Here is a 23,591-nt window from a genome sequence, read left to right on the forward strand (position 1 = left end):
GTGGCCGAGCTCGCGCGGGCGCTGTTCCTGGATCGCGATGGCGTGGTCAATCGCGACGAGGGCTATACCCATCGCTGGGAGGATTTCGTCTTCATCGACGGCATCTTCGACCTGTGCCGCGCCGCGCGCGCCCAGGGCTACCGCTTGTTCGTGGTCACCAACCAGGCCGGCATAGGCCGCGGTCGCTATACCGAGCAGGACTTCCTCGCGCTGACCGAGCGCATGTGCGAGGCCTTCGCCGCCGAAGGCGCGCCGATCGATCGGGTTTACTTCGACCCCACCCATCCCGAGCATGGCATCGGCGACTATCGCCGCGAGTCGCCGATGCGCAAGCCGAACCCGGGCATGCTGCTCGCGGCCGCGCAGGAGTTCGGCGTGTCGCTGGCGGACAGCCTGCTGGTGGGCGACAAGCCCTCCGACATCCTTGCCGGCCAGCGTGCCGGCCTGGCCACGACCCTGCTGTACCGCCCCCTGGGAGCGGCAGCGGCGGAGGAGCCCGGCCAGGGCGAGGTCGTGCCGACCGCCGTCATCGATCGCCTGCGGCAGGCGATCGATTGGCTGTAACGCTCGACTCTGCGGCGCGCGCCGGAGCGTAGCGACAGCGCCGCGATCGCGTCGAATCATTGGCGTTGGAATGGCACCCAGATGCTGTGGTCGTACTGGGCTACGAGCGTCGAATCGAAGCTGCCATCGCCGCGTCCGCGCCACAGATACAGCAACGCATCCTCTCGCTGAGCCTTGGTCGTCCACATGACGTCGCCCTTGCCGTCGCCGTCGTAATCGCCCACGCCCGCGATCTCGAAGCGGTCGCGGTCGATCGGGATGGTGCCGCCCTGCAGTACGCCGTCGCCGCTCATCAGCCAGTAGGCGAACGACCTGCCGGTGTAACTGGTGAAGACGATATCGGATCGGCCATCGCCGTTAAGATCGGTCGTGCCCTGGAACTGAAAGGCGATGCTGAGGTTGCCCACCAGCACTTGATCGAACTGACCGTCGGCGCGGCCGCGCCACATGTACAAGGGGCCGTTGGTTCGATGGCCCAGCCATAGCAGGTCGCCGCGGCCGTCGCCATTGAAGTCGCCGCGGCCGAGGAAGTCGTAGTTGGCGGTGTCCACGCCGAACACGGCGCTGCCCGCGATCGCGGTGCCGTTCATGAGCCAATACGCCATTTGCCCGCGCGTCTTATCCACCCAGACGATATCGCTCTTGCCGTCGCCGTTCAGATCCTCGACCGCGGACGGAAGCCACGCGCCGCCGACACCGGCCACGAAGGTGGGCGCTAGGATGCCGTTTGCGTCCTGGCGGGCCAGCAACAGCCGACGGTTGCCGGCGTCTGGGTTGAACCATATCTGGTCGACGCGCCGGTCGCCGTCGAAATCGCCGTTGAAGATGGAGTAGTTCCCCTCCGGCAGCACGGTCGCCCCGACCATTTGCAGGATCGTGGCGCCGTTCATTCGCCAATGCGCGACATGAAAGGTTCCGCTGCTGCCGCCTAGCCAGAACATGTCGGAACGGCCATCGGCGTTGGCGTCGCTGTTGGGCGGGCGCACGGCGGTTGCGAGAGGCGAGGCCGCCGCCGCGCCGGTCGGGCCGACACCCAGAGCCTGGACCACGCCGCCCTGCGCTGCGCCGGGCGCGCGGGCCGAAGGGGCGGCGGGCATCCGCGCCTGCGCTGCGCTCGCGACCTGCTTGGCCATGGCTGCGTCGCCTTCCGAGGACGTCGCGATTTTCGCCTGCTCGAGCGGGCAGCCGGTCAATAGCGCGGCGGCGACGGCGGCCGAAAAGAGATTTCGCATGGTTCTATCCCTGGGTTTGGATGCGATGCGCTGAGCGCCGGTCGAGGCCATCGGTTCGCAACGGACGGTGTTCATGCGTCCGCATACGGCGGCATCGGCTGCCAGACGCTGTCGTCGTAAGTCGAGATAAAGCTCGGATCGAACGAGCCGTCGCCGCGGCTACGCCAGAGGTAGAGCGAAGCGGCGGTGGCATCGCGTCGCGTCGCCCAGACGAGATCGCCTTTGCCGTCGCCGTCGAAGTCGCCGCATGCGGCGATCGTGTAGCGCTCGGTGTCCGCACCGATCACGCCCGTCCGTTGCGGGGCGGCTCCATTCATCCACCAGTACGCCATCTGGTTCGCGTCCCGGTTGGTCCAGACCAGGTCGGAGCGCGTGTCTGCGTTAAGGTCGACCACGGCATCGAGCACCCAGCCCGCCGGCACCGTGCCGACGTAGGACTGATCGAAATGGCCATCGCTGCGGCTGCGCCACATGTAATAGGCGCTGTTTTGGCGGCCGCGCCACAGCAGGTCTTCGCGGCCGTCGCCATCGAAGTCGCCGACTGCGACGAGCGCATAGTTGTTGACGTCGAGCGGGTACACGCCGCTACTCAGTATGGCGGTGCCGTTCATGAGCCAGTACGCCATCCGGCCCAAGGTGCGGTTGGTCCAGATCGCGTCGCTGCGGCCGTCGCCGTTGAGGTCCGCGGAGCGATCGAGCAACCAGCCGTCGCCGATCCCGGCGACGTGCCTGTGTTCGTAGGAGCCGGCTTCGTTCAGTCGGCCCAGGGTCAAGCTGCCGCCGCGACGTTCGAGCCGCAACCAGAGTTGGTCGACCCGCTTGTCGCCGTCGAAATCGCCGGTGCTGATGACATGGCTGTCGGCGGCCATCGGCGTCGGGCTGAGCGTGCGCATAACCTGGTTGCCATTCATCAGCCAATGGGCGACATGCAGCCCGGAGAGGTCGCCGGCCCAGACCAGGTCCGAACGGCCATCCGCGTTGGCATCGTTGTAGGCGCCGCGCGCGCTCGCCAGGGGTTGCGCGGATGGGCTGCCGCGTTCGATGGGCGCCGAGGCGCGGGCCAGCGGCCCGGATGCGGATCCGCTCGGCGCGACGAAACTGGAGGCGTTCGCGCCCAGGGCTTGCGCCGGCACAGGCGCCGTGGCGGCCTGCGTGGGCGCGGCGACCTTGTTCGAATCGAGCGGGCAGCCCGACAAGGAGACGGCGGCGATTCCTGATAGAACGAGATGACGCATGAGGAGCTCCTTGCTGATATCCGAGGTTCGGTTGCCGGTTGCGCGCCGGCGAGCCGTGCCCGCGTGTACCGGTTCTGGCGAACGAGATCCGGGCGGCTATCCGCATGCGCATCGCGAAGCGCTGCGCGAGTGACATCGGCGCATGCCGCGAGCGTCGCGATGTCGTCAGCGCCGCATGCGTGGACTTGCGCCGGACCTGGCAACGCGATGCCCGCATGGCGCCTCGCCGATGCGATGGCATGGGCGCGCATCGGATCGACGGGATGCGAGGGCAAGATCGCGCGTGCTTGCGGTGCGCGAGCCAGCGCGGTGCGCGTTCGCATGTCGGCCGCGCGCATGTCGATAGCGACGGCGTTTTTATCGGGTTCGATGGCGTAGCTGCGCGGATGCGCAGCAAAGACTGCGATCGAAACGTAATGGCGCATGCTGCGCTCCCTGCGGCTGGATCATCCCAGTGGCCGCACGCAGGATACGACGCTTGCGTGAGGAAGAAATCACGCGCGCGCTCGCGAAAAATGGGCCTACGTTCTTAAAGTGCCATTGATATTGATGGTGTGTGCATTGCGTGTGTCGCATCTTGCGGTTGCGGCATCGGCGCATTGCAGTAGCGGCACGCGAATACTGGTTGAGACCGCGTTCGCGCAAAAAAAAGCCCCGCGAATTTCGCGGGGCTTTTGGGGTCGAGACGCGAGCGTCGGTCAGGGCAACAACGACCAGGCGGTGGAGTAGCCGGCGACGAACGAGGCATCGAAGTTGCCGTCGCCGCGGCTGCGCCACAGGTACATCTGACCGGTGGTGGCATTGGTCCAGATGAGATCGCCGCGGCCGTCGCCGTCCAGATCGCCGGTGGTGGCGATGCGGAACTCGGGCGCCACGCCCTTCACGCCGCTGGACTGCACGCTCGCACCGTTCATCATCCAGTACGCGATCATGGCGTGACCGGAGTGTTCCCAGACCAGATCCGAACGGCCATCGCCGTTGAGGTCGGGGGTGCCGACGATGGTCCAGGCGCTGTCGTAACCGCCCAGGGACGGCTTATCGAAATCGCCGTCTGCGCGGCCGCGCCACAGGGTCAGCTGACCCAGGCTCGGATTGGCCAGCACCAGGTCGCCGCGGGTGTCGCCATCGAAGTCGCCGGCGGCGACCACGCGCGCGGCGCCGACCGGGAACACGCGGCTGCCGGTGACGGTGTTGGTGCTCATCAGCCAGTACGCCATCAGGCTCGCGCTGGTGTTCTCCCAGACGATGTCGTCCTTGCCGTCGCCGTTGAGGTCGACCGTCTTCACGACCTTCCATTCGCTGGCGAAACCGCCGATCACCGAGAAGTCGAACTGGCCGTCGCCGCGGCTACGCCACAGCTGCAGCTGGTTGAAGTTGACCCAGAGGACGTCCATGCGGCCGTCGCCATCGAAATCGCCGGTGCCGGCGATGCGCGTGCTGGCCGCCAGCGGGTAGTAGCCGCTGCCGATGTTCGTGGTGTTGTTCATGAACCAGTACGCCATGCCCGGCTGGTTCGCGTTGTACCAGACCAGGTCGGAGTAGCCGTCGCCGTTGATGTCGTTGTGCTTGCGGCTCGGGTTGGGCACCAGCGAAGCGCGGAACTGCGCGATCAGCGGCATCGTGATGTTCAGGCTGCGCGCGTTGTCGGCGGTGGCCGAGCCGGTGGGACGGCCGGTGCCCGGATGGACGACGTTGGGGTTGCCGAAGTACGGGATCGAGAACTGGGTGCTGCTGGCCAGGCGGTAGGCCATGACGGTGTAGAAACCGTTGGTCGCCGCTTCGCGGTAGCCGTAGGAATAGCTGTGCGCACCCTGACCGCTGCTGTCTTCGGGATTGTGCGCCTGGCCCATGTTGTGGCCGAGCTCGTGGGCCAGCGTTTCCTCCCGGCAGAAGTAGGTCTTGCCGTCGCCTTCGTCGCGGTCCTGGCCGTCGCTGACCACCGAGTAGCCGAAGCCGGCATCGCTGTTGTCGATGGTGCTGCCGCCGCCGCCGAGCAGCCAGGCGATGCCGCAACCGTCCTGTTCGGGCGTGGTGAACGGACGCACCAGCGACACCAGGTCGGCGCCGACTGCGTCGCGCGCGGCGCGCAGGCCCTGCAGGCCCGCCGGCACCGGCTGCTGGGTGCAGCCGGAGCTGGTGCAGGTGTAACCGGTCAGGGCTTCCAGCGCGGTGTCGTTGCTGTTGGCGTCGGTGTAGTCGACCTGCATGGTGTGCACGAGGCGCACGCGCGGGTTGATCTGGCTGTCCTGGTAGGCCTGGTTGGTGATCGCCATCAGGTTGACCAGGCGCGTGTTGACCTGGGTGGTGCCGCCGTAGCGGGCGACCATGCCGGCGGTGTAGCCCAGCGCCACGTCGACGGTGTTGGCCGCGTTGGCCAGCGTGCCGACCTGGGCCGACGCGGCGTTCGCCGCGGCCTTGGGCGGAATCAGGGTGTCGGATTCGGCCTCGCTGCGTAGGTTGCCGTCGAGCAGCTTGGATGGATCGGCCTGCATGACCCAGGTACGGCCGTTGAGCGTGGTGATGCGCAGGGCTTCGGTGGCCTTCTGTTCGATCTTGCCGAACACCGCCTTCTCGCCGAAGGTGATGACGGCGCGCAGGCCGTCCTCGGTCTGGCCGATCCAGGTCCAGTTGCCGTCGAGGCTTTCCTCGTGGCGCTGGTAGGCGATGCGCATCGGACGGCCGTCCGGCGTGGTCAGCGAGATCGCGCGACCCGGCACGGTGGCGGCGAGGCCATGCGCCTCGCTCAGCTCGACCGGCAGATACGTGAAGGCGCCGCGCTGTTCGCTGGGCTGCTTGCGGTCGTACTGGATCAGGGCGCCGCGGTCGGGCAGCGCTGCGAAGCCCTGGCCCGGCGCGTGGCCGAATGCGGGGCTCGTGGCCTGGGCGACGGCGCCAGCACCCGTCTTCGCCGAGGCTGTGGCCTTGCGGCCGTCGTCCGATTCGGACGCACAGCCGGCAAAGAACAAAGTAAGGGTCAAAGCTAATATGGAATAACGCATCGTTGCCTCAGCTGGCTGCATCGTTGGTGGCGCCCGGTGGCAAGCATAGCGCCTTAGCTCGGGCCGTCGCATGACCGGGCTCGGGGCGGATCGCGGCTATTTGCTACGCCTATTCCAGTTCCGAAAGCACATGAATGGGGGCGTTCGTGTGCCAGCTACCTGCGTTGTCGCCGATCGCCCGGAAACGGGCCGGCGCCTGTTCCCTGGGAAAACGGCGACCGGCAACGAAAAAGGCCGCCCGAAGGCGGCCTTTCGCGTGTCGCGGCGAGGTCGGTTCAGAGTGCCTTTTCCAGCTCCGGCAACAGCGTGAATAGATCGCCCACCAGGCCGATATCGGCGATCTCGAAGATCGGCGCGTCGCCGTCCTTGTTGATCGCGACGATGGTGCCCGCGTCCTTGATGCCGGTCAGGTGCTGGATCGCGCCGCTGATGCCGACCGCGACGTACAGCTCGGGGGCGATGATCTTGCCGGTCTGGCCGACCTGCAGTTCGTTGGGCACGTAGCCGGCATCGACCGCGGCGCGCGAGGCGCCGACCGCGGCGCCGAGCTTGTCGGCGAAGTCGTAGATGATCTTGAAGTTGTCGGCCGAACCGACGCCGCGGCCGCCGGAGACGACGCGCTTGGCGCTTTGCAGGTCGGGACGATCCGACTTGCCAGCGGCCAGGCCGACGAAGCGGGTGTGGCCGGGCAGGGTCGCTTCGACCGTGGCCGCTTCGACCGCGGCGCTGCCGCCCTTGCCGGCTTCCGGCCACGAGGCGGTGCGCACGGTGGCGACCACGGTGTGATCGGCCGGGGCTTCGACGGTGATGATCGCGTTGCCGGCGTAGATCGGACGCTTGAAGGTGTGGCTGGCGTCGACCGCCATCACGTCGGAGACCTGGGCCACGCCGAGCAGGGCCGCGACGCAGGGCATCAGGTCCTTGCCGAAGGTGGTCGAGGGGCCGAACACGTGGCTGTAGCCGGGCGCCAGCGCGGCTACCTGCGGCGCCAGCACTTGCGCGATCGCGTTGGCGTTGGCGGGGTTGCTCACGGTCAGCACGCGCGCGACGCCGGCGATCTGCGCGGCTTCGCTTGCGATGCCGGCCGGGTCGGCGGCCAGCACCACCACGTCGATGGCGTCGGGCTTCAGCGCCAGCGCCGCGGACACGCACTTGGCGGTCGAGGCGTTGAGCTTGCCGCCCAGGTGTTCGGCAACGATCAGAACCTTGCTCATCACAGCAACCCCTTCTGCTTCAGTGCGGCGACCAGTTCGGCCGCGTCCTTGACCATCACGCCACGGCTGCGCTTCGGCGGCGGCGCGTAATGGGTGGTCTTGAGGGTGTCGCCGGTGTCCACGCCGAGGTCGGCGAAGGCGATGGACTCCATCGGCTTGCTCTTGGCCTTCATGATGTCGGGCAGCTTGATGAAGCGCGGCTCGTTCAGGCGCAGGTCGGTGGTGACCACCGCCGGCAGATCGACTTCCAGCGTTTCCAGGCCGGCGTCGACTTCGCGCGTGACCGTGGCCTTGCCGTCGGCGACCTCGAGCTTGGAGGCGAAGGTGGCCTGCGGGCGGCCCCACAAGGTCGCCAGCATCTGGCCGGTCTGGTTGGCGTCGTCGTCGATCGCCTGCTTGCCCAGGATCACCAGGTCCGGCTGTTCCTTCTCGATCAGCTTGAGCAGGGTGCGCGCGGCGGTGAGCGGCTGGATCGGCTGGTCGCTGACGACGTGGATGGCGCGGTTCGCGCCCATCGCCAGGCCGTTGCGCAGATGCGCCTGGGCGTCGGCGGGACCGATCGTGGCGACCACGACCTCGGTCGCGATGCCCTTGTCGCGCAGCCGCAGCGCTTCTTCCAGCGCGATCTCATCGAAGGGATTGGCCGACAGCTTGACGCCGTCGGTGACCACGCCGGAACCATCCGGCTTGACCTGAATGCGGACGTTGTAGTCCACCACGCGCTTGTAGCCGACGAGGATCTTCATCGTGCGGGGGTTCCTTGGGGTGCCCGTTGGGGGGTGCGCGGCCCGGGGGCCGAGAACCGCCAATTCTAGCGGAGACCGTTCGCGGGCGCAGGGGGCGGAACGGCCGGTGGCAGGCGCCGGGCGGCCGAAATGCGCCCAGCGTGCAGGCAACGTGCGCCGATCCGTACGAATTATGCGGCCGGCGTGCGGTCGGCCACGGTCAGGATCTGGCGCCCGCGCCAGTCCGCGCCCGGCGCCAGCGACAGCGGCATGGCGACCGCGGCGGCTTCGATGCAGACGAAGCGCGCGTGCTCGCCCGCGCCCAGATCGTCCAGGCCGGCGGCGAGCGCGGCGCCCGGGTTCCAGACCACGGTGTCGGCATAACCTTCGGCGTCGATGCGCAAGCCGCGTTCGCCGTCGAGCAGATGCAGACCGCCGGCGATGTCGGGGTAGAGGCGGTCGAGCTCGCCGTCGAAGCGCAGGTCGTGTTCGCGCTGGACGGCGGAGGCGCCGGCGCGGGTGGCGTCGGCGTAGGCGCGTCCTTCCAATCCTTGAACGCGCGCGCCGGCCAGGTCGTCCACGCCTAGATACGTGTGCAAGGCAGCGGTGAAGGCGAAGGTCTCTGCGCCGGTGTTGCGCACCTGCAGCGCGATCGCCAAGGCATCGGCGCCCAGTTCGACCGTCAACTCGGCCTGGAATGCATAAGGCCACGACGCGCGCGTGTCGGCGTCGTCGCGCAGCACGAAGCGGCCCGCGCCCGCATGCGTCCACTCGCGCACGCGCGCGAAGCCGTGACGCGGGCCGGGCCCGCGGTCGGAGAACTGCGGAAAGATCACCGGCACGCCGCCGCGGATGGCCTGACCCGGCGCGAAGCGCGCGCGCGGGCTCAGGTACAGGCGCTCGCGGCCGCGGCAGGTCCAGGACAGCAGCTGTCCGCCGTGCAGGGCCACCTGCGCGCTGGCGCCGTCCGGCCCCTGCAGGCGCACCGACGGGGCGCCGTTCACGCCGCCTCTGGGGCCGGACGGCGAGGCTGGGTGACTGCCGCCTGAGCGACGGCCCGTACCGACGCGCCGCCAAGCGGGCGGCGCGCGGCTCCGATCCGGTACCCTTCACGACGTAACCCCAGTGCGGAGTCGAAATGCTTCACCCGGTCATCCTCAGCGGCGGCAGCGGAACCCGATTGTGGCCGCTTTCGCGACAGAACCAACCCAAGCAGTTCCTGTCGCTGATCGGGGACCATTCGCTGTTCCAGGAAACCGTGCTGCGCGCGAGCAAGCTGCCCGATGCGCAGGCCCCGATCACGGTCTGCGCCGACGACCACCGTTTCATGGTCGGCGAGCAGTTGCAGGCGATCGGCGTGCGCAGCGGCGGCATCCTGCTGGAGCCGGTCGCGCGCAGCACCGCGCCGGCGATCGCGGCCGCGGCCCTGCACGCGCTGGTCGGCGACCCCGACGCGCTGCTACTGGTGCTGCCGGCCGATCATCTGATCGAGGACGAAGCCGCCTTCCGCGACGCCGTGAGCGCGGCGCTGCGGCTGGGCCGCGAGGACTGGCTGGTGGCGTTCGGCATCCGCCCCGACTACGCCGAAACCGGCTACGGCTACATCCTGCGTGGCGACGCGCTGGGCGCGGACGGCTATCGCATCGAGCGCTTCGTCGAGAAGCCCGACCAGGCCACCGCCGAACGCTATCTCGCCGAGGGTACCTACGCCTGGAACTCGGGCATGTTCCTATTCCGCGCGCGCAGCTATCTGGACGAACTGGCGCGGCTGGCGCCGGCGATCCACGCCGCCGCCCAGGCCGCGTTCGCCAGCGCCGGCACCGACCTGGATTTCCTGCGCCTGGGCCATGACGCGTTCGCGGCCAGTCCCAGCGATTCGATCGACTACGCGGTGATGGAGAAAACCGACCGCGCCGCGGTGGTGCCGGTGAGCTGCGGCTGGAGCGACATCGGCTCCTGGTCCTCGCTGTGGTCGGTGGCCGAGCGCGACGCCGACGGCAACCGCCACGAAGGCGACGTGATTTCGGTCGACACCCGCGACAGCCTGGTGCGCGCGTCCGACCGCCGCATGATCGCGACTCTGGGCGTCGAGGATCTGGTCATCGTCGATACCGCCGACGCCACCCTGGTCGCGCGCAAGGATCGGGTCCAGGACGTCAAGATCATCGTCGACCGGCTCAAGGCCGCCGGCCGCCAGGAACACCTGTTCCACCGCAAGGTCTACCGGCCCTGGGGCAGCTACGATTCGATCGGCGTGGGCGAACGCTTCCAGGTCAAGAAGATCGTGGTCAAGCCCGGCGCCGCGCTCAGTCTGCAGAAGCATCAGCACCGCGCCGAGCATTGGATCGTGGTCTCCGGCGTGGCCGAGGTCACCTGCGACGACAAGGTGTTCGAGCTGCGCGAGAACGAGAGCACCTACATCCCGCGCGGCAGCGTGCACCGCCTGCGCAACCGCGGCAGCGAACCGGTCGAGTTGATCGAAGTGCAGTCCGGCGGCTACCTGGGCGAGGACGACATCGTCCGGCTCGAGGACGTATACGGGCGCTCTTGAGCGTCCGTATACGTCAGGTATGCGTAGCGTTCCTGAGGCGCCCGTGATTCGCGTACGCGCTTAGTTCGTCGCGCCCAGGCGTTCGCGCAGGCGCGCGACGAAACGGTCGGCGCTGCCGTCGGCGTAAGGGAAGAACAGCGACGGCTCGCACAGTTCCAGTTCCAGCAGGCGCGGCGTGCCGTCGGCGTCGCGGATCAGATCCACGCGCGCATAGGCCAGCGGCGCCTCCAGCTTCAGCGCATCGCGCGCGGCCGCCAGCACCGCCTGCGCCAGCGCGTGCTCGTCCTGGCCGGGCTCGCGCGCGACGATCTGTTCGGGCACGAGCGCGGTGCCGTTGCCGCCGTCGTCGGGACGCAACAGCGCGCCCTTGCGGATCGCATGGCTGTAGTCGCCATCGAAATACAGCAGGGCGGTTTCGCCGTCGCGATCGACCGAGGCCAGATAGGGCTGCAGCAGCACGCTGCGGCCGGCGTCGAGCAGGCGCGCGATGTGGTTGGCGGCGGCGAACTCCTGCGAGCGCGCATACCGTTGCGTATCGCGCGAACCGGCACTGACCGTGGGCTTGACCACGAACTCGGCGGCCCCGGCGTGCTCGGCCAGGAAGGCCTGCAGCGCGGGCAGGGGCTCGGCCTCGGGTTCGACGAAGGCGCTGGGCACCACCGCCACGCCGCGCGCGGCCAGGTCGGCCAGGTAGTGCTTGTCGGTGTTCCAGCGCACCACCGGCAAGGGATTGAGCAGACGCGACTGCGCGGCCACGCGCTCGCACCAGGCCAGGAATTCCGGCAGGCGCTCGGTGTAGTCCCAGGGCGAGCGCAGCAGCGCAGCGTCGTAGCGTGTCCAGGCCACGCTGGGGTCGTCCCAGGCGCGCACCTCGGCGGCCAGGCCGGCGCGGGCGCAGGCCTCGATCAGCGGCACCATATCGGTGTCGGTTCCGGTAGCGGCGATGGCGGTGACCAGGGCGATTTTGCTCATGCTTCGAGTCTAACGTCGCCACCCATCCCGGCACGAGTGACCATTGCCCTAAGGTCCGGTGGGGCCGGGCCGGCTGGCGCGCTAAACTGCGCCCATCCCGTACAGGAGTTCCCCCATGGCCGAGGCCATTGCCGCGACGCCCAGCGCCGGCGCCGCGAAGAACAAAGTGTTCCCCAATGCCGACGAAGCGCTGCGCGGACTGGTCGCGGACGGCCAGACCCTGGCGGTCGGCGGCTTCGGCCTGTGCGGCATTCCCGAGGCCCTGATCGCGGCGCTGCGCGACAGCGGCGTCAAGGGCCTGACCGCGATTTCCAACAACGCCGGCGTCGACGGTTTCGGCCTGGGTCTGCTGCTGGAAACGCGCCAGATCCGCAAGATGATTTCGTCCTACGTCGGCGAGAACAAGGAATTCGAACGCCAGTTCCTGTCCGGCGAACTCGAGCTCGAGTTCAACCCGCAGGGCACCCTGGCCGAGCGCCTGCGCGCCGGCGGCGCCGGCATTCCGGCGTTCTACACCCGCACCGGCTACGGCACCGTGGTCGCCGACGGCAAGGAGACGCGCGAGTTCGACGGCCACCACTACGTGATGGAAACCGCGCTCAAGGCCGACGTCTCGCTGGTCAAGGCCTGGAAGGCCGACAAGGCCGGCAACCTGGTGTTCCGCAAGACCGCGCGCAACTTCAATCCGGCCTGCGCGATGGCGGGCAAGGTCTGCGTGGCCGAAGTCGAGGAAATCGTCGAGATCGGCGCGATCGATCCCGATCACGTGCACCTGCCCGGCATCTACGTCGATCGCATCGTGCTCAACGCCGCGCCCGAGAAGCGCATCGAGCAGCGCACCGTGCGCGCCTGACGCGCAGGCCCCACCGACGACTCGACGCTTACGACTCTTTCAAGGAATTCGACATGGCTTGGACCCGCGATCAAATGGCGCAACGCGCCGCGCAGGAACTCACCGACGGCGCCTACGTCAACCTCGGCATCGGCTTGCCGACGCTGGTGGCCAACTTCATCCCCGAGGGCATGGACGTGTGGCTGCAGTCCGAGAACGGCCTGCTCGGCATCGGCCCGTTCCCGAGCGAGGCCGAGGTCGACGCCGACCTCATCAACGCCGGCAAGCAGACCGTGACCGCGCGCGCCGGCGCCAGCTACTTCGGCAGCCACGACAGCTTCGCGATGATCCGCGGCGGCCACATCGACCTGGCGATCCTGGGCGCGATGCAGGTCACCGACAAGGGCGATCTGGCCAACTGGATGGTGCCCGGCAAGATGGTCAAGGGCATGGGCGGGGCGATGGATCTGGTGGCCGGCGTGAAGCGCGTGGTGGTGCTGATGGAGCACAGCGCCAAGAACGGCGAACACAAGATCCTGCCCGAGTGCACCCTGCCGCTGACCGGGCTGGGCGTGGTCAACCGCATCATCACCGAACTGGCGGTGATGGACGTGACCGAGGATGGCCTGGTGCTGGTGGAAAGCGCGCCCGGCGTGAGCGAGGACGAGCTGCGCGAGAAGACCGGCGTGGCGTTCAAGCGCGCCGCCTGAGGCGCGCGTCCGCCACCTGCGGCGACGCCCCTGAAGCATCGCCACCGGCCACGGACGAAGGCGAAACCGGGCGCTGCGCCCGGTTCGCATCAACGGGATTTGATGAAGTCGCGCATCTGCGGGAAGTAGTCCGCGGGTTGGCGCGTGGACAGGCGGCTGCCGTCGGCGGCCAGTTCGAATTCGTACATGCCGTGCTCGGCATGCGGGAACACAGTGAGGCGGATCGGCGCGCCGGCCTTGGCCAATGCGGTGAGGCGGCGCACGGTCTCCGCGCTGGGCGCGTCGATGTCTTGCGCGCCCAACAGCCACAGCTGCGGCGTGCGCAGATTGCGCAGCACCGGTAGGGCGTCGTAGTCCAGGGACGCGCCCGGAAACAGCGTTGGGCCCACGCTGCGCAGTTCAGCCTCGGGTTTTTCCAGAATGAAGTAGCTGACGTTGCCGCGCACGAACTTGAACCAGGGTTCGGCGCCGTAGCGCTGCTTGATCCGGGCCACCTGCTCGTAGCCTTCGCGGAAATCGCTCTCCAGCACCGCGGCGGTGGCGTCGGCCACCTGCATGGCCTTGGCGACCACCTCGGGGCCGTAGCCGCGACGCGTCATGTCCAATTCGATCGCGGCGCGGTCCTCGTCCAGCGGCGACACCGCCAGGCCGAAACTGACGATCACGAAATCCGCCGGTTCGATCTGCGCCGCCAGCGGCGCCACCCAACCGCCCTGGCTGCCGGCCTGATAACCCATCTTGCCGGCGCGCGCGCCGGCCAGCCGGCGCGCTTCGCGCAAGGCGGCGATCGCGTCGTTGGCCAAGGTTAGGAAGTTCTGGGTGTAGCGCCCGCCGGATGCGCCGGTGCCGCGCTTGTCGTAGACGAAGGCGCCGATGCCTTCGGACGGGAACTGGCGCTGCAGCGCGTAGTAGTCGCGCGCCGAATCGCGTTCGGAGCCGTGCACCAGCACCACGATCGGCACCCGGCTTTTGCCCGGCGGCAGCACCAGACGACCGGACAGGGTTGCGCCGCCGGACTGGAAGCGCGTCTCGGTCACGTCGAACGCGAGCCGCTGGCCTTCGACGCGGTCGAAGGCGATGCGGCCGGCGGCGCAGTCGCGCAAGGCGATCTGGTGGCCATCGGCGCGTTCGGTCCAACCTTGCGTGCTCGACCAGTCGCCCGGCGCGGCCCAGCTCAGCTTGCCGCTGGTGCCGTCCTTCATGCGCCAGCGGTAGTGCGATTCGTCGGACACCGCGATATCGACGTCGCGGCCGTCGCGCAGGCGGTAGCTGCCGATGCAGCTCTTGTCGGTCGGCTCGGCGGCGGACGCGGGCAGCAGGGCGCTCGCGGCCAGCAGCGCGCACAGAGCAAGGCCGCGGCGGAGGAGGGAGGGGGCGTTATCCATGGTCTAGGTCGGGCCGAAGGCAGGGAGAGGGAGCCGCGGCATTACGCCGCAGGTACTTTTTACCCCTCGCGACCAGTACAGTACCGATACACTTTCCGCGCCTGGGGCCGATACGGTGTCCGTGCCTTCCAAGCCTCGCCCGCCCGGCCTGAGCCGGGTCGAAGACTGCGTGCGCTGGGCGCGCCGGCGCATCGAGGGCGAGGTGCTGCGGCCGGGCATGCGCCTGCCTTCGGTGCGCGCGTTGGCGCGCCAACGCGGGGTGTCGCCGTTCACCGTGGTCGAGGCCTACGAACGTCTGGTCGCCGACGGTTATCTGGAAGCGCGCCGCGGTTCGGGGTTCTACGTGCGCGAGCGCGCGGTCGCGGCGCCCGCGTGGGAACCGCCGGCGGGATCGGTGATCGATCTGGATTGGCTGATGCAGAACATGCTCGAAAGCGGTGCCGCGCAGGGGCCGGGACTGGGCGTGCTGCCGGCGTCGTGGCTGGACGGCGCGCAACTGGGCGCGGCGATCCGCGCGCTGGGGCGCGAGGGGCGCTGGCTGGACAGCGGCAAGCCGCACGGCTATGGGCCCTTGCGCTCCCTGTTGCAGCAGCGCCTGGCCGAGCTGGACATCCTGGCCCAGCCCGATCAGATCGTGCTGACCACCGGCGTCGCGCATGCGCTGAATCTGGTGCTCGCGGCCCTGGTCAAACCCGGCGATGCGGTGCTGACCTTGGACCCGTGCTGGTTCGGCGCGCTCGGCATCGTGGCCGCGCACGGCGCGCGCGTGGTCGGCATCGCCTGCGGCGCCGACGGCCCGGATCTGGCCGAGCTGGAGCGGCGGATGGCGCAGGAGCGGCCGCGCCTGATGGTGCTGAGCACCGCCGCGCGCAATCCGACCGGGCTATCGCTGCCGGAGAGCATCGTGGTGCGCATCCTCGCGCTGGCCGCGCGCCACGACGTGACCGTGTTCGAGGACGACGTCTACGCCGATCTGTGCGGCACGCGGGTGACGCGCGCGGCGGCGCTGGATCGGCTCGATCGCGTGGTCTATGCCGGCAGTTTCTCCAAGACCTTGGCGGCGAACGTGCGCGTGGGCTACCTGGCCGCCAACGCCGAACTCGCGCGCAAGCTGACCAACGCCAAGATCCTGACCGGCTTCACCACGCCCGAGCTCAACGAGCGGCTGGTGCACAAGCTGCTGGCCGAGCGCCGTTACGACAAGCACGTCGAAGGCCTGCGCGAACGCCTCGCGGGTCAGCGCGAGCTGGCCAAGCGCCTGTTCGCGGCCGAAGGCGTCGAGATCCTCGGCGACCCCGCCGACGGCATGTTTCTGTGGGCGGACATGCGCGCCGACACCAATCGACTGGCGGTGCGCTGCCGCGAGCAGGGCATCCTGATCGCGCCGGGCAGTCTGTTCACCGCGCAGCAGGCGCCGAGCACCTGGATGCGGTTCAACGTCACCGCGCAGGTGGACAAGCGCATGCGTGATTTGTTGTTCGCTTGAGGCGCGACAGTAGGGAGGCTCAGTCGCCGCTCGGCGGCAATGGGAACTTCGCTTGAATCGCAGCCTTGAGTGCCTGGTGGGCGGGTGATTTGCAATGCTGCCTCGACAGCGTATAGCGACCTCGCACGCACGACTGCATGATGTTGCCGCCGCTGACGCATACCGATGTGCGTAGCTGCGGCGTGCGCCACAAGGTTGGGTCTTGCCAGGTGCGCCGTATGCCTTCTAGTTCTTTCGTGTCCGCATGGAACAACCGGCGAGCATGCATTCTGAGAGGCTGTTCGCCCATCAATCCGCGCGACTCCAGCTCGATGGCGATCGACGCATTCGAGTCGCGGATACTGAAATCGGCACGGTAGTAGGGTTTGAACCCGCCCGGATCGAAGAGCGCGACGTATCGCTCTTCGTCCTGCGCATGGTCCTCGCGCCCGCAGATGTGCGGCAGCTCGCCGAGCATCGGACTGGCTGCCAACAGTGCGCCTCTAGCGTTTGCGCCGCCGTCGAACTCGCTTTCGGGCGGCATGGAAAGCCATGCTGCCCGAGCTGGCGAAGGGGGCGCGACTTGTAGGCTAGCCCAGACCGCCGTGGCCAGAATCGCCACGATCGCGAGCGCACCGGTCGTTACCAGGATGCGCTCGGCCCGGATCGCCATGAGGTTGGGCCTTAAAGATTCTGGTAATTCGGCCCCGAGCCGCCTTCCGGCGTGACCCAGGTGATGATCTCGTAGGGATCCTTGATGTCGCAGGTCTTGCAGTGCACGCAGTTGGCGGCGTTGATCTGCAGGCGCTTGCCCTCGGCGTCTTCGACGATCTCGTAGACGCCGGCCGGGCAGAAGCGGGTACAGGGGTTGCCGTATTCCTCGGCGCAGCGGGTCACGCAGATCGAGGTGTCGGCGACCTTGAGGTGCACGGGCTGGTCTTCGTCGTGTTCGGTGGCGGCGAAGTAGACGCCGGCCAGGCGGTCGCGCGGCGCCAGGCTGCGGTCGACGTAGTCGCGCTTGGGCTTTTCGGCCTCGTCGAGTTTCTGCAGCGAGGACCAGTCGGGCTTGTTCTTCAGCGTCCACGGCGACAGCCCGCCGGTGACGGTTTCCCAGGCCGCGTTGAGCATGCCGAACCACAGGCCGCGCTTGAACCCGGGCTTGATGTTGCGGACTTTCTTGAGCTCGTCCATCGCCGGCGAGGCGCGCAGCTTGGCGTCGTAACCTTCCGGCGCCAGTTCGGACGCGGCCAGGTGTTCGGCGGCGAGCATGCCGCTGCGGATGGCCTGGTGGGTGCCTTTGATCTTGGGCACGTTGAGCAGGCCGGCGGTGTCGCCGATCAGCAGCGCGCCCGGCATCTCGACCTTGGGCAGCGACTGCCAGCCGCCGGTGACGATCGCGCGCGCGCCGGCCGAGACCAGGTTGCCGCCTTCCAGCAGGGGCTTCACCGTGGGGTGGTTCTTCCACTGTTGGAAGGCTTCCCAGGGCTTGTAGTCGGGGTCGCGGTAGTCGAGGCCGCTGACGTAGCCCAGGGCGATGCGGCCCTTGTCCAGGTGATACAGGAAGCTGCCGCCGTAGGTGTGGTTGTCGGCCGGCCAGCCGAAGCTGTGCACGACCTTGCCCGGGGTGACCCGGTCTTCCGGCACCTGCCACAGTTCCTTGATGCCGATCGAATAGCCCTGCGGGTCGCTGTCCGCGTCCAGGCCGAAGCGCTTGATCAGGCGCTTGGTCAGGTGGCCGCGCGCGCCCTCGGCGAACACGGTGACCTTGGCGCGGATGTCGATGCCGGCGGTGTAACCGGGCTTGTGCGACCCGTCCTTGGCCACGCCCATGTCGCCGATGCGCACACCGGCCACGCGGCCGTCGGCGTCGTGCAGGGTCTCGGAGGCGGCGAAGCCGGCGTAGATTTCCACGCCCAGCGCTTCGGCCTGCGGCGCCAGCCAGGCGCAGGTCGCGCCCAGGCTGACGATCACGTTGCCGTGGTGGTTGTTCATGCCCGGCGGCACCGGCAGGCGGCGCCCGCCGTCCTTGCTCAGCAGCCAGAACTCGTCCTGGGTGACCGGCACGCAGATCGGCGGCGGGTTGTCGCGCCAGTTCGGCAGCAGCGCGTCCAATGGGCCGGTCTCGATCACCGCGCCGGACAGGATGTGGGCGCCGATGGTGCTGGACTTCTCGATCACGCAGACCGAGAGCTCCGGGTTGATCTGCTTGAGGCGGATCGCGAACGACAGGCCGGCCGGACCGGCGCCGACGGTGACGACGTCGTACTCCATGACGTCGCGCTCGACCTCGGCGGGGTTGGGGCTGTGTTCGCTCATGCTGGCTCTCCGCTTGCTGAGGCTGGAATTGTCGCGGGTTTGGGCCCCGAGCTCAAAGTCGGCCCGCGAACGCGGCGGCGACGGTATGCTCGACGCCGCCTCCCTTTGGCCCTGCGCGTATGACCGGCCCCGCCTCTCCACCCGCGAAGGACGCGCGCGTGCCCGCCGGGCCGCGCCTGTTCCTGGCCGAGGTCGATGCCGCCTACGACGCCGTCTACGAGGCCCAACTGGGCCTGCTGGACGAGGACGAGCGCGCGCGCCTGGCGCGTCTGCGCCTGGTGCCGGTGCGGCGCGAGGCCCTGGCCGCGCGCTTGTTGTTGCGCCACGCGCTGTCGGCCTGCCAACCGCGGCGGCCGCAGGACTGGCGCTACCTGCGCGGCGTCTATGGGCGCCCGCGCGTGGCGGATGCGCCGGAACTGAGTTTCAGCCTGTCGCATTGCGCCGGCCTGGTCGGCTGCCTGGTCGCGCCCGGCGGCCGCGTGGGTCTGGACCTGGAGCCCTGCGCGCGCGCCACCGAGGAACTGTGGAACGCGCGCACGCTGGCGCCGCAGGAACTGGACGAATTGCTGGCGCAGGCGCCCGACCGGCGCGACGCCGCGTTCCTGCGCAGTTGGACGCTGAAGGAGGCCTATGCCAAGGCGGGCGGCCGCGGCCTGCGCCTGCCGTTCGATCGCATCGCGTTCGCGCGCGCGGACGACGGCGCGCCGCGATTGCAGCGCGATCGCGCCGAAGCGCCGGCGTGGCGGTTCTGGAGTTTCCGGCTGGACGCCGCGCATGTCGGCGCGATCGCCCTGCGCAGCCGCCGCGTCGCCGCGCAGGCGATCGCGATCGAAACCGTGCCGGCCTTGCCCTATCGCGGCGCCGGCCGCGTGCTGCGGCCGGCCGACCCGTTCTGAGCGCGGTCAGCGGCGCGCGCTGCGCGGGTGCTCGGCCTGTTCGTGGGCGTTGCCGCTGGTCAAGATCCAGCCGCCGAGGTCGCGGGTGATCGCGGCCAGGGCGCCGTCGAAGGCGGCGACCACGTCCGGCACCGCGGTGGTGGACGCGCGCTGGCTCTGCACGAAGGTGCGTGCGGCGGCGATCTTCTGGTCGCTGTTGTGCAGCAGCTTGGCGCTGACTTCGATGGTCGCCGAGGGCAGCGCCTGGCCGTTGTAGTCGGATTCGAAGCGGCGCAGGTCCAGCACCAGCTTGTAGTCGGCGGCCACGCCGCTGCCCTGGCGCGCGACCGCGTCGATCCGGCCGGAGTCTTCCAGCGCGCGCAGCAGCGCGTCTTGCAGCATCTCGCCGGGCGGCTTGGCCCAACCGGCGCCCTTGTAGACCTGCATCTCGTTCGGGCTGGGGCGCACCGCGATGCGCAGGCTGTCGATCATGCGCGCCGAGGTCGGCGGCGTCAGCGACAGCTGCCAGTCGGCGTTGGGCCAGGCGGCGTCGGCCTGCACGCGCGGATCGGGCGCGTACAGAGTGGAGCGCTCCTTGGGCTTTTCGCCCAGGATCGAGCACGCGCTCAGGCTCAACAGCAGGCTCAGGCCGGCGGCGCGGCGCAGCAGCGCGTAAGGGCGGGGCAGGGGGCGAGAGGTCATTGCGGCTCGAACTCCTTCTGGGCGTCGCGGCCGAGCAGGTAACGGGTCGGGTTGCTGTCGATGCGGTCGCTGATGCGGCGCAGGTCGCGCACCAGCACGCGCAACTCGGCCAGGGTCGGGCCGAGCTGCGCGAGGCCGTCGTTGGCGAAGCTGCTGATCGCGGCGCGGTTGTCGTTGAGGATGCCGTTGGCGCCGTTGGCGGCCGAGTCCAGGCGGGTCAGGGTGCTGTCGAGCTTGGAGATCAGCCCGGGCAGCTTGGCGACCAGTTCGCGGTCGACGTTCTTGACCGCCTGATTGGTGGTGTCCAGGGTGGCCGACAGCTGTTCGCTGGACTTGCGCGCGTTGACGATGAGCAGGCGCAGGTCGTCGCGCTGGTCGGCGATCGAGCCGGTCATGGCCTCGATGTTGGATAGCGTGTTCGACACCCGCTTGACGTTCTCGTCGCTGAGCACCTGGTCCAGGCGCGCGACCAGGCGGTTGGCGGTGTCGGCGATGTTCTGCAGCGCCGAGGCCTCGGTCTGGATCACCGGGATTTCGCGGCGGTCGACGTCGGCCAGGGCCGGGCTGCCGGGGCTGCCGCCGGTAAGCTGGATGATCGGGCTGCCGGTGATGCCGGTCAGCGACAGCTTGGCGCGGGTGTCGGCCTTGATCGGCGCGTCGGCCTGCAGGCGCAGCTGCGCGATCACCCGGCGCGGGTCGTCCGGTGCGAGCCGCAGCAGCTTCACCGTGCCCACCGAGATGCCGTTGTATTGCACGGTGCTGCCTTCCGACAGGCCGGTCACCGGTTCGTTGAAGATCACCGCGTACTCGCGCCAGCTCTTCTCGGACGAGTACTTGGCGGCCCACAGCGCGAACAACAGCAGGAACAGCGTCGCGATGATCGTGAACGCACCGATGAGGACGTAATTGGCCTTGGTTTCCATCAGGCACCTGAGACGATGAGGCCCGGCGGGCGGTCCGTGACGGACATCATGCCAGCACGGGGTAAGTGAACGTGGTGAAGTGGACCAGGTTGAGTCCGAAATGGGTCAGCATCGCGGCCTGCAATCCGCCGCGGCGGTAGGCCAGGCCGTAGCCGGCGCCGGCCACGCCGGCCAGCAGCGCCCAGGCCCAGCCGCCGGCCAGATGGATCAGGCCGAAGGCGAGCGCGGCGACCGCGATCGCGGCCGCGTCGCCCCAGCGCCGCTCGCGCCAGTGCCGGCTCAGGCCTTCCTGCAGATAGCCGCGGAACAGCGCCTCCTCGGCCAGCGTCACCAGCAGCAGGTTGTTGAGCGCCCACAGCAGCCCCCAGCTCGGCCACTTCGGCGCCCAGGCGATCTGGCCCAGCGCGCAGGCCAAGCCCAGGCACACAAGCGTCACAGCAAGGCAGGCCGGTAGCGCGGCCTTGAGCCAGTCGGCGAGCGGCCGCTCGCGCTGCACCCCGGCCCAGACCAGCACCAGCCAGAAACCGACCAGGGGCTTGTCGAGATTGAGGTACATGCTGAATTCGATCGCGTCGGCGGTGATCCGGGTCGGCGCGATCGCGAGCGGATTGTGGAATCCAGGCGCCACATGGAAGCCCAATGCCAGCGCGACCACCACAAAAAGTACATGCCCGCCGATGCGCGTCGCTTTCGCGCGCGCCGCGCCCACCATCCAGCCGGCCAAGGCCAGCAGGGCTAGCGCGATCAGCGCGCGGATATCGAGCTGGCCCAGCGCGAAGCCGGCCACGCCGGCGATCGCCAACAGGGCCAGGCTGGCGACGCGCGCGCGCGGCCACCACAGCAGCAGCGAGGCCAGCGCGAGCGCGGCCCAGGGCAGGTGGTCGACGGCGGCGAGCGCGGGCGAGAGGGCGGAAAGCAAACCGGGGCGTCCTTGCGTGCGGCGTCAGCGTTCGGTCGCCGCGTAGTTGTCGCGCGCGACCTGGGCGGCGCGCGCGCGCGGGCCGTGGAAATACTCGTGCGCCCAGGGGTGGTCGAGCTTCTCGATCTCGGCCATCGGCGCGCAGGCGATCACCTTGCGGTCGGCGAGCACGGCGATGCGGTCGCAGATCGCGTACAGGGTGTCCAAGTCGTGGGTGATCAGGAACACGGTCAGCCCCAGTGCCTGCTGCAGGGTGCGGATCAGGCGGTCGAACGCGGCCGCGCCGATCGGGTCCAGGCCGGCGGTGGGTTCGTCCAGGAACAGCAGCGGCGGGTCCAGCGCCAGCGCGCGCGCCAGGCCGGCGCGCTTGCGCATGCCGCCGGACAGCTGCGAGGGCAGCTTGTTGATCGCGTCGGCGGGCAGGCCGGCCAGCTTGACCTTGAGCAGCGCCAGTTCGTAGCGCAGCGAGTCGGGCAGGTCGCTGTGGTACTCCTTCAGCGGTACCTGCACGTTCTCGCCCACGGTCAGCGACGAGAACAGCGCGCCGTCCTGGAACAGCACGCCGGTGTTGCGCTCGATCTCGCGCCGGCGCGCCGGGTCCTCGCTGCGCGCGTCGATGCCCAGCACCTCGATGCTGCCCTCGTCGGGGCGGCGCAGGGCCAGGATGGAGCGCATCAGCACCGATTTGCCGGTGCCCGAGCCGCCGACCACGCCCAGGATCTCGCCCGCTTTCACGTCCAGGTCCAGGCCGTCGTGCACGGTCTGTTCGCCGAAGCGATTGACCAGGCCGCGCACGCGGATGATCGGCGTGTCGGCGTCGATATGGTCGCGCGGATCGTCGAGGGGCTCGCTCAAAATCCGACCTCCATGAACCAGATCGCGGCGAAGGCGTCGATGATGATCACCAGCGAGATCGCCTGAACCACGCTGGAGGTGGTGCGTTCGCCCACCGATTGCGCGGTGCCCTCGACCTGCAGGCCTTCCAGACAGCCGATCAGGCTGATCAGCAGGGCGAAGATCGGGGCCTTGGACAGGCCGACCAGGAAATGGCGCAGCTCCATGGTCTCGTGCATGCGCGCCAGATACTGCTGGGGCGGGATGTCGAGGTTGTAGGCGCCCACGGTGAGGCCGCCGAGCAGGCCGAAGATCATCGCCACGAAGGTCAGCAGCGGCAGCATCACCAGCAGCGCCAGCACGCGCGGGATCACCAGCAGGTCGATCGGGTCCATGCCGAGGGTGCGGATCGCGTCGACTTCCTCGCGGCTGACCATGGCGCCGATCTGGGCGGTGAAGGCGCTGGCGGTGCGGCCGGCCAGCACGATCGCGGTCAGCAGCACGCCGAATTCGCGCAGGAACGAGATGCTGACCAGCTCGACCACGAAGATGGTGGCGCCGAAGTCGCGCAGGATGGTCGCGCCCAGGAACGCCACCACTGCGCCGACCAGGAAACACAGCAGCGCGATCAGCGGCACCGCGTCCAGACCGACCTGTTCCATGTGGTGCACGGTCGCGGTCGGGCGGAAGCGGCCCGGGTCCTTGAACAGGCGCAGGATCTTCATCAGCGTTTCGCCGAAGAAGGCGATCAGCGCCAGCACTTCCTTCCAGTTGTCGGTGACCGCGTAGCCCAGGCGCGCGAGCGCGGCGTAGACGCCGTACTCGCGCTTCTTCTTGGGGCGCTCGTCGGCGACGTCCTCGATCGCGCTGACCAGGGCGCGGTGGTTGTCGTGGAAGGCGAAGCCGTCGAAATCCAGCTCGCGCCGGCGCGCGAAGCGCATCAGCTGCAGCACGCCCACCGAGTCCAGGCGCTCGACCGCGCTGGCGTCGATCGTGGTCGCGTCCTGCGGCGCGCCGTGCAGCGCGGCCGAGATCGCGTTGGCGTTTTCCAGCGTCCAGCGGCCGGATAGCCGCAACCGCGACGGCGTCTGGGCGTCGGCGGCGATCTGCGGCGTGTGCGTGGACGGTGCGGTCATAG

The 23,591-nt window shown here is 69.1% G+C and carries 21 protein-coding genes; 6 read left to right on the forward strand and 15 right to left on the reverse strand.

The window, feature by feature from the left end; translation table 11 throughout:
- Entirely contained in the window at positions 1 to 564 is a 564-nt protein-coding gene (locus ASE43_RS10795; protein WP_057160447.1) for an HAD family hydrolase, read from the forward strand.
- A 56-nt stretch (positions 565 to 620) separates the two neighbouring features.
- Here ASE43_RS10795 and ASE43_RS10800 read toward each other — a convergent pair whose 3' ends face one another.
- From ASE43_RS10800 to ASE43_RS10825, 6 genes are all read right to left on the reverse strand, one after another.
- Positions 621 to 1,871: a VCBS repeat-containing protein gene (locus tag ASE43_RS10800; protein ID WP_157499850.1), complete on the reverse strand. Its 1,251-nt coding sequence runs from the start codon at positions 1,869 to 1,871 to the stop codon at positions 621 to 623.
- A complete protein-coding gene (locus ASE43_RS10805) occupies positions 1,868 to 3,031 on the reverse strand; it encodes a VCBS repeat-containing protein (RefSeq protein WP_082607226.1) in 1,164 nt (387 codons plus the stop codon). Before ASE43_RS10805 ends, ASE43_RS10800 begins: the two co-directional genes overlap by 4 nt.
- 698 nt (positions 3,032 to 3,729) lie before the next feature.
- On the reverse strand, positions 3,730 to 6,030 hold the full coding sequence (locus tag ASE43_RS10810) for an FG-GAP-like repeat-containing protein (protein WP_235568695.1): 2,301 nt from the start codon (positions 6,028 to 6,030) through the stop codon (positions 3,730 to 3,732).
- Between the two features lie 275 nt (positions 6,031 to 6,305).
- Positions 6,306 to 7,244 carry an electron transfer flavoprotein subunit alpha/FixB family protein gene (locus tag ASE43_RS10815; protein WP_057160451.1) on the reverse strand — a complete coding sequence of 313 codons (939 nt, stop codon included), beginning with the start codon at positions 7,242 to 7,244 and terminating at the stop codon, positions 6,306 to 6,308.
- Complete coding sequence (locus ASE43_RS10820; RefSeq protein ID WP_056178938.1) at positions 7,244 to 7,990, reverse strand: electron transfer flavoprotein subunit beta/FixA family protein; 747 nt, start codon at positions 7,988 to 7,990, stop codon at positions 7,244 to 7,246. The genes ASE43_RS10815 and ASE43_RS10820 overlap by 1 nt, the downstream gene beginning before the upstream one ends.
- 170 nt (positions 7,991 to 8,160) lie before the next feature.
- Positions 8,161 to 8,973 carry a D-hexose-6-phosphate mutarotase gene (locus ASE43_RS10825; RefSeq protein ID WP_057160452.1) on the reverse strand — a complete coding sequence of 271 codons (813 nt, stop codon included), beginning with the start codon at positions 8,971 to 8,973 and terminating at the stop codon, positions 8,161 to 8,163.
- A gap of 134 nt (positions 8,974 to 9,107) precedes the next feature.
- Here ASE43_RS10825 and ASE43_RS10830 point away from each other — a divergent pair, with 134 nt between their 5' ends.
- Complete coding sequence (locus ASE43_RS10830; protein WP_056178946.1) at positions 9,108 to 10,520, forward strand: mannose-1-phosphate guanylyltransferase/mannose-6-phosphate isomerase; 1,413 nt, start codon at positions 9,108 to 9,110, stop codon at positions 10,518 to 10,520.
- A gap of 60 nt (positions 10,521 to 10,580) precedes the next feature.
- Here the strand turns inward: ASE43_RS10830 and ASE43_RS10835 are convergent, their stop codons facing one another.
- Positions 10,581 to 11,492, reverse strand: a complete 912-nt coding sequence (locus tag ASE43_RS10835; RefSeq protein ID WP_056178949.1) for a hypothetical protein — start codon at positions 11,490 to 11,492, stop codon at positions 10,581 to 10,583.
- Between the two features lie 115 nt (positions 11,493 to 11,607).
- Between ASE43_RS10835 and ASE43_RS10840 the strand changes: the two genes are divergently transcribed.
- Entirely contained in the window at positions 11,608 to 12,345 is a 738-nt protein-coding gene (locus ASE43_RS10840; RefSeq protein WP_056178953.1) for a CoA transferase subunit A, read from the forward strand.
- 53 nt (positions 12,346 to 12,398) lie between these two features.
- Positions 12,399 to 13,034, forward strand: a complete 636-nt coding sequence (locus tag ASE43_RS10845; RefSeq protein WP_057160453.1) for a CoA transferase subunit B — start codon at positions 12,399 to 12,401, stop codon at positions 13,032 to 13,034.
- 89 nt (positions 13,035 to 13,123) lie between these two features.
- Here ASE43_RS10845 and ASE43_RS10850 read toward each other — a convergent pair whose 3' ends face one another.
- Complete coding sequence (locus tag ASE43_RS10850) at positions 13,124 to 14,419, reverse strand: alpha/beta hydrolase (RefSeq protein WP_057160454.1); 1,296 nt, start codon at positions 14,417 to 14,419, stop codon at positions 13,124 to 13,126.
- Positions 14,420 to 14,540: 121 nt separating this feature from the next.
- On the opposite strand from ASE43_RS10850, the gene ASE43_RS10855 reads away from it, so the two are divergent.
- Positions 14,541 to 15,905, forward strand: a complete 1,365-nt coding sequence (locus tag ASE43_RS10855) for a PLP-dependent aminotransferase family protein (RefSeq protein WP_157499852.1) — start codon at positions 14,541 to 14,543, stop codon at positions 15,903 to 15,905.
- A 19-nt stretch (positions 15,906 to 15,924) separates the two neighbouring features.
- Here the strand turns inward: ASE43_RS10855 and ASE43_RS10860 are convergent, their stop codons facing one another.
- Entirely contained in the window at positions 15,925 to 16,557 is a 633-nt protein-coding gene (locus ASE43_RS10860) for a hypothetical protein (RefSeq protein ID WP_057160456.1), read from the reverse strand.
- 11 nt (positions 16,558 to 16,568) lie between these two features.
- Complete coding sequence (locus ASE43_RS10865; RefSeq protein ID WP_056178970.1) at positions 16,569 to 18,200, reverse strand: electron transfer flavoprotein-ubiquinone oxidoreductase; 1,632 nt, start codon at positions 18,198 to 18,200, stop codon at positions 16,569 to 16,571.
- A 158-nt stretch (positions 18,201 to 18,358) separates the two neighbouring features.
- On the opposite strand from ASE43_RS10865, the gene ASE43_RS10870 reads away from it, so the two are divergent.
- On the forward strand, positions 18,359 to 19,096 hold the full coding sequence (locus ASE43_RS10870) for a 4'-phosphopantetheinyl transferase superfamily protein (RefSeq protein ID WP_162258783.1): 738 nt from the start codon (positions 18,359 to 18,361) through the stop codon (positions 19,094 to 19,096).
- A gap of 6 nt (positions 19,097 to 19,102) precedes the next feature.
- Here ASE43_RS10870 and ASE43_RS10875 read toward each other — a convergent pair whose 3' ends face one another.
- Genes ASE43_RS10875 through ASE43_RS10895 form a run of 5 tightly spaced genes read right to left on the reverse strand, consistent with a single transcriptional unit; the run spans position 19,103 to position 23,589 of the window.
- Positions 19,103 to 19,777, reverse strand: coding sequence for an ABC-type transport auxiliary lipoprotein family protein (locus ASE43_RS10875; RefSeq protein ID WP_057160458.1), 675 nt, complete (start codon positions 19,775 to 19,777; stop codon positions 19,103 to 19,105).
- On the reverse strand, positions 19,774 to 20,700 hold the full coding sequence (locus tag ASE43_RS10880) for an MlaD family protein (RefSeq protein ID WP_056178980.1): 927 nt from the start codon (positions 20,698 to 20,700) through the stop codon (positions 19,774 to 19,776). Before ASE43_RS10880 ends, ASE43_RS10875 begins: the two co-directional genes overlap by 4 nt.
- A 46-nt stretch (positions 20,701 to 20,746) precedes the next feature.
- Complete coding sequence (locus ASE43_RS10885) at positions 20,747 to 21,619, reverse strand: CPBP family intramembrane glutamic endopeptidase (RefSeq protein ID WP_057160459.1); 873 nt, start codon at positions 21,617 to 21,619, stop codon at positions 20,747 to 20,749.
- Between the two features lie 24 nt (positions 21,620 to 21,643).
- Positions 21,644 to 22,477 (reverse strand): ABC transporter ATP-binding protein, encoded by an 834-nt coding sequence (locus tag ASE43_RS10890; RefSeq protein ID WP_056179938.1) that lies wholly within the window; start codon positions 22,475 to 22,477, stop codon positions 21,644 to 21,646.
- Positions 22,471 to 23,589, reverse strand: a complete 1,119-nt coding sequence (locus ASE43_RS10895; protein WP_057160460.1) for an MlaE family lipid ABC transporter permease subunit — start codon at positions 23,587 to 23,589, stop codon at positions 22,471 to 22,473. The genes ASE43_RS10890 and ASE43_RS10895 overlap by 7 nt, the downstream gene beginning before the upstream one ends.
- Positions 23,590 to 23,591: the final 2 nt, after the last annotated feature.

This window comes from Lysobacter sp. Root983, from assembly GCF_001429345.1.
In the GTDB taxonomy this organism is placed as follows: Bacteria; Pseudomonadota; Gammaproteobacteria; order Xanthomonadales; family Xanthomonadaceae; genus Lysobacter.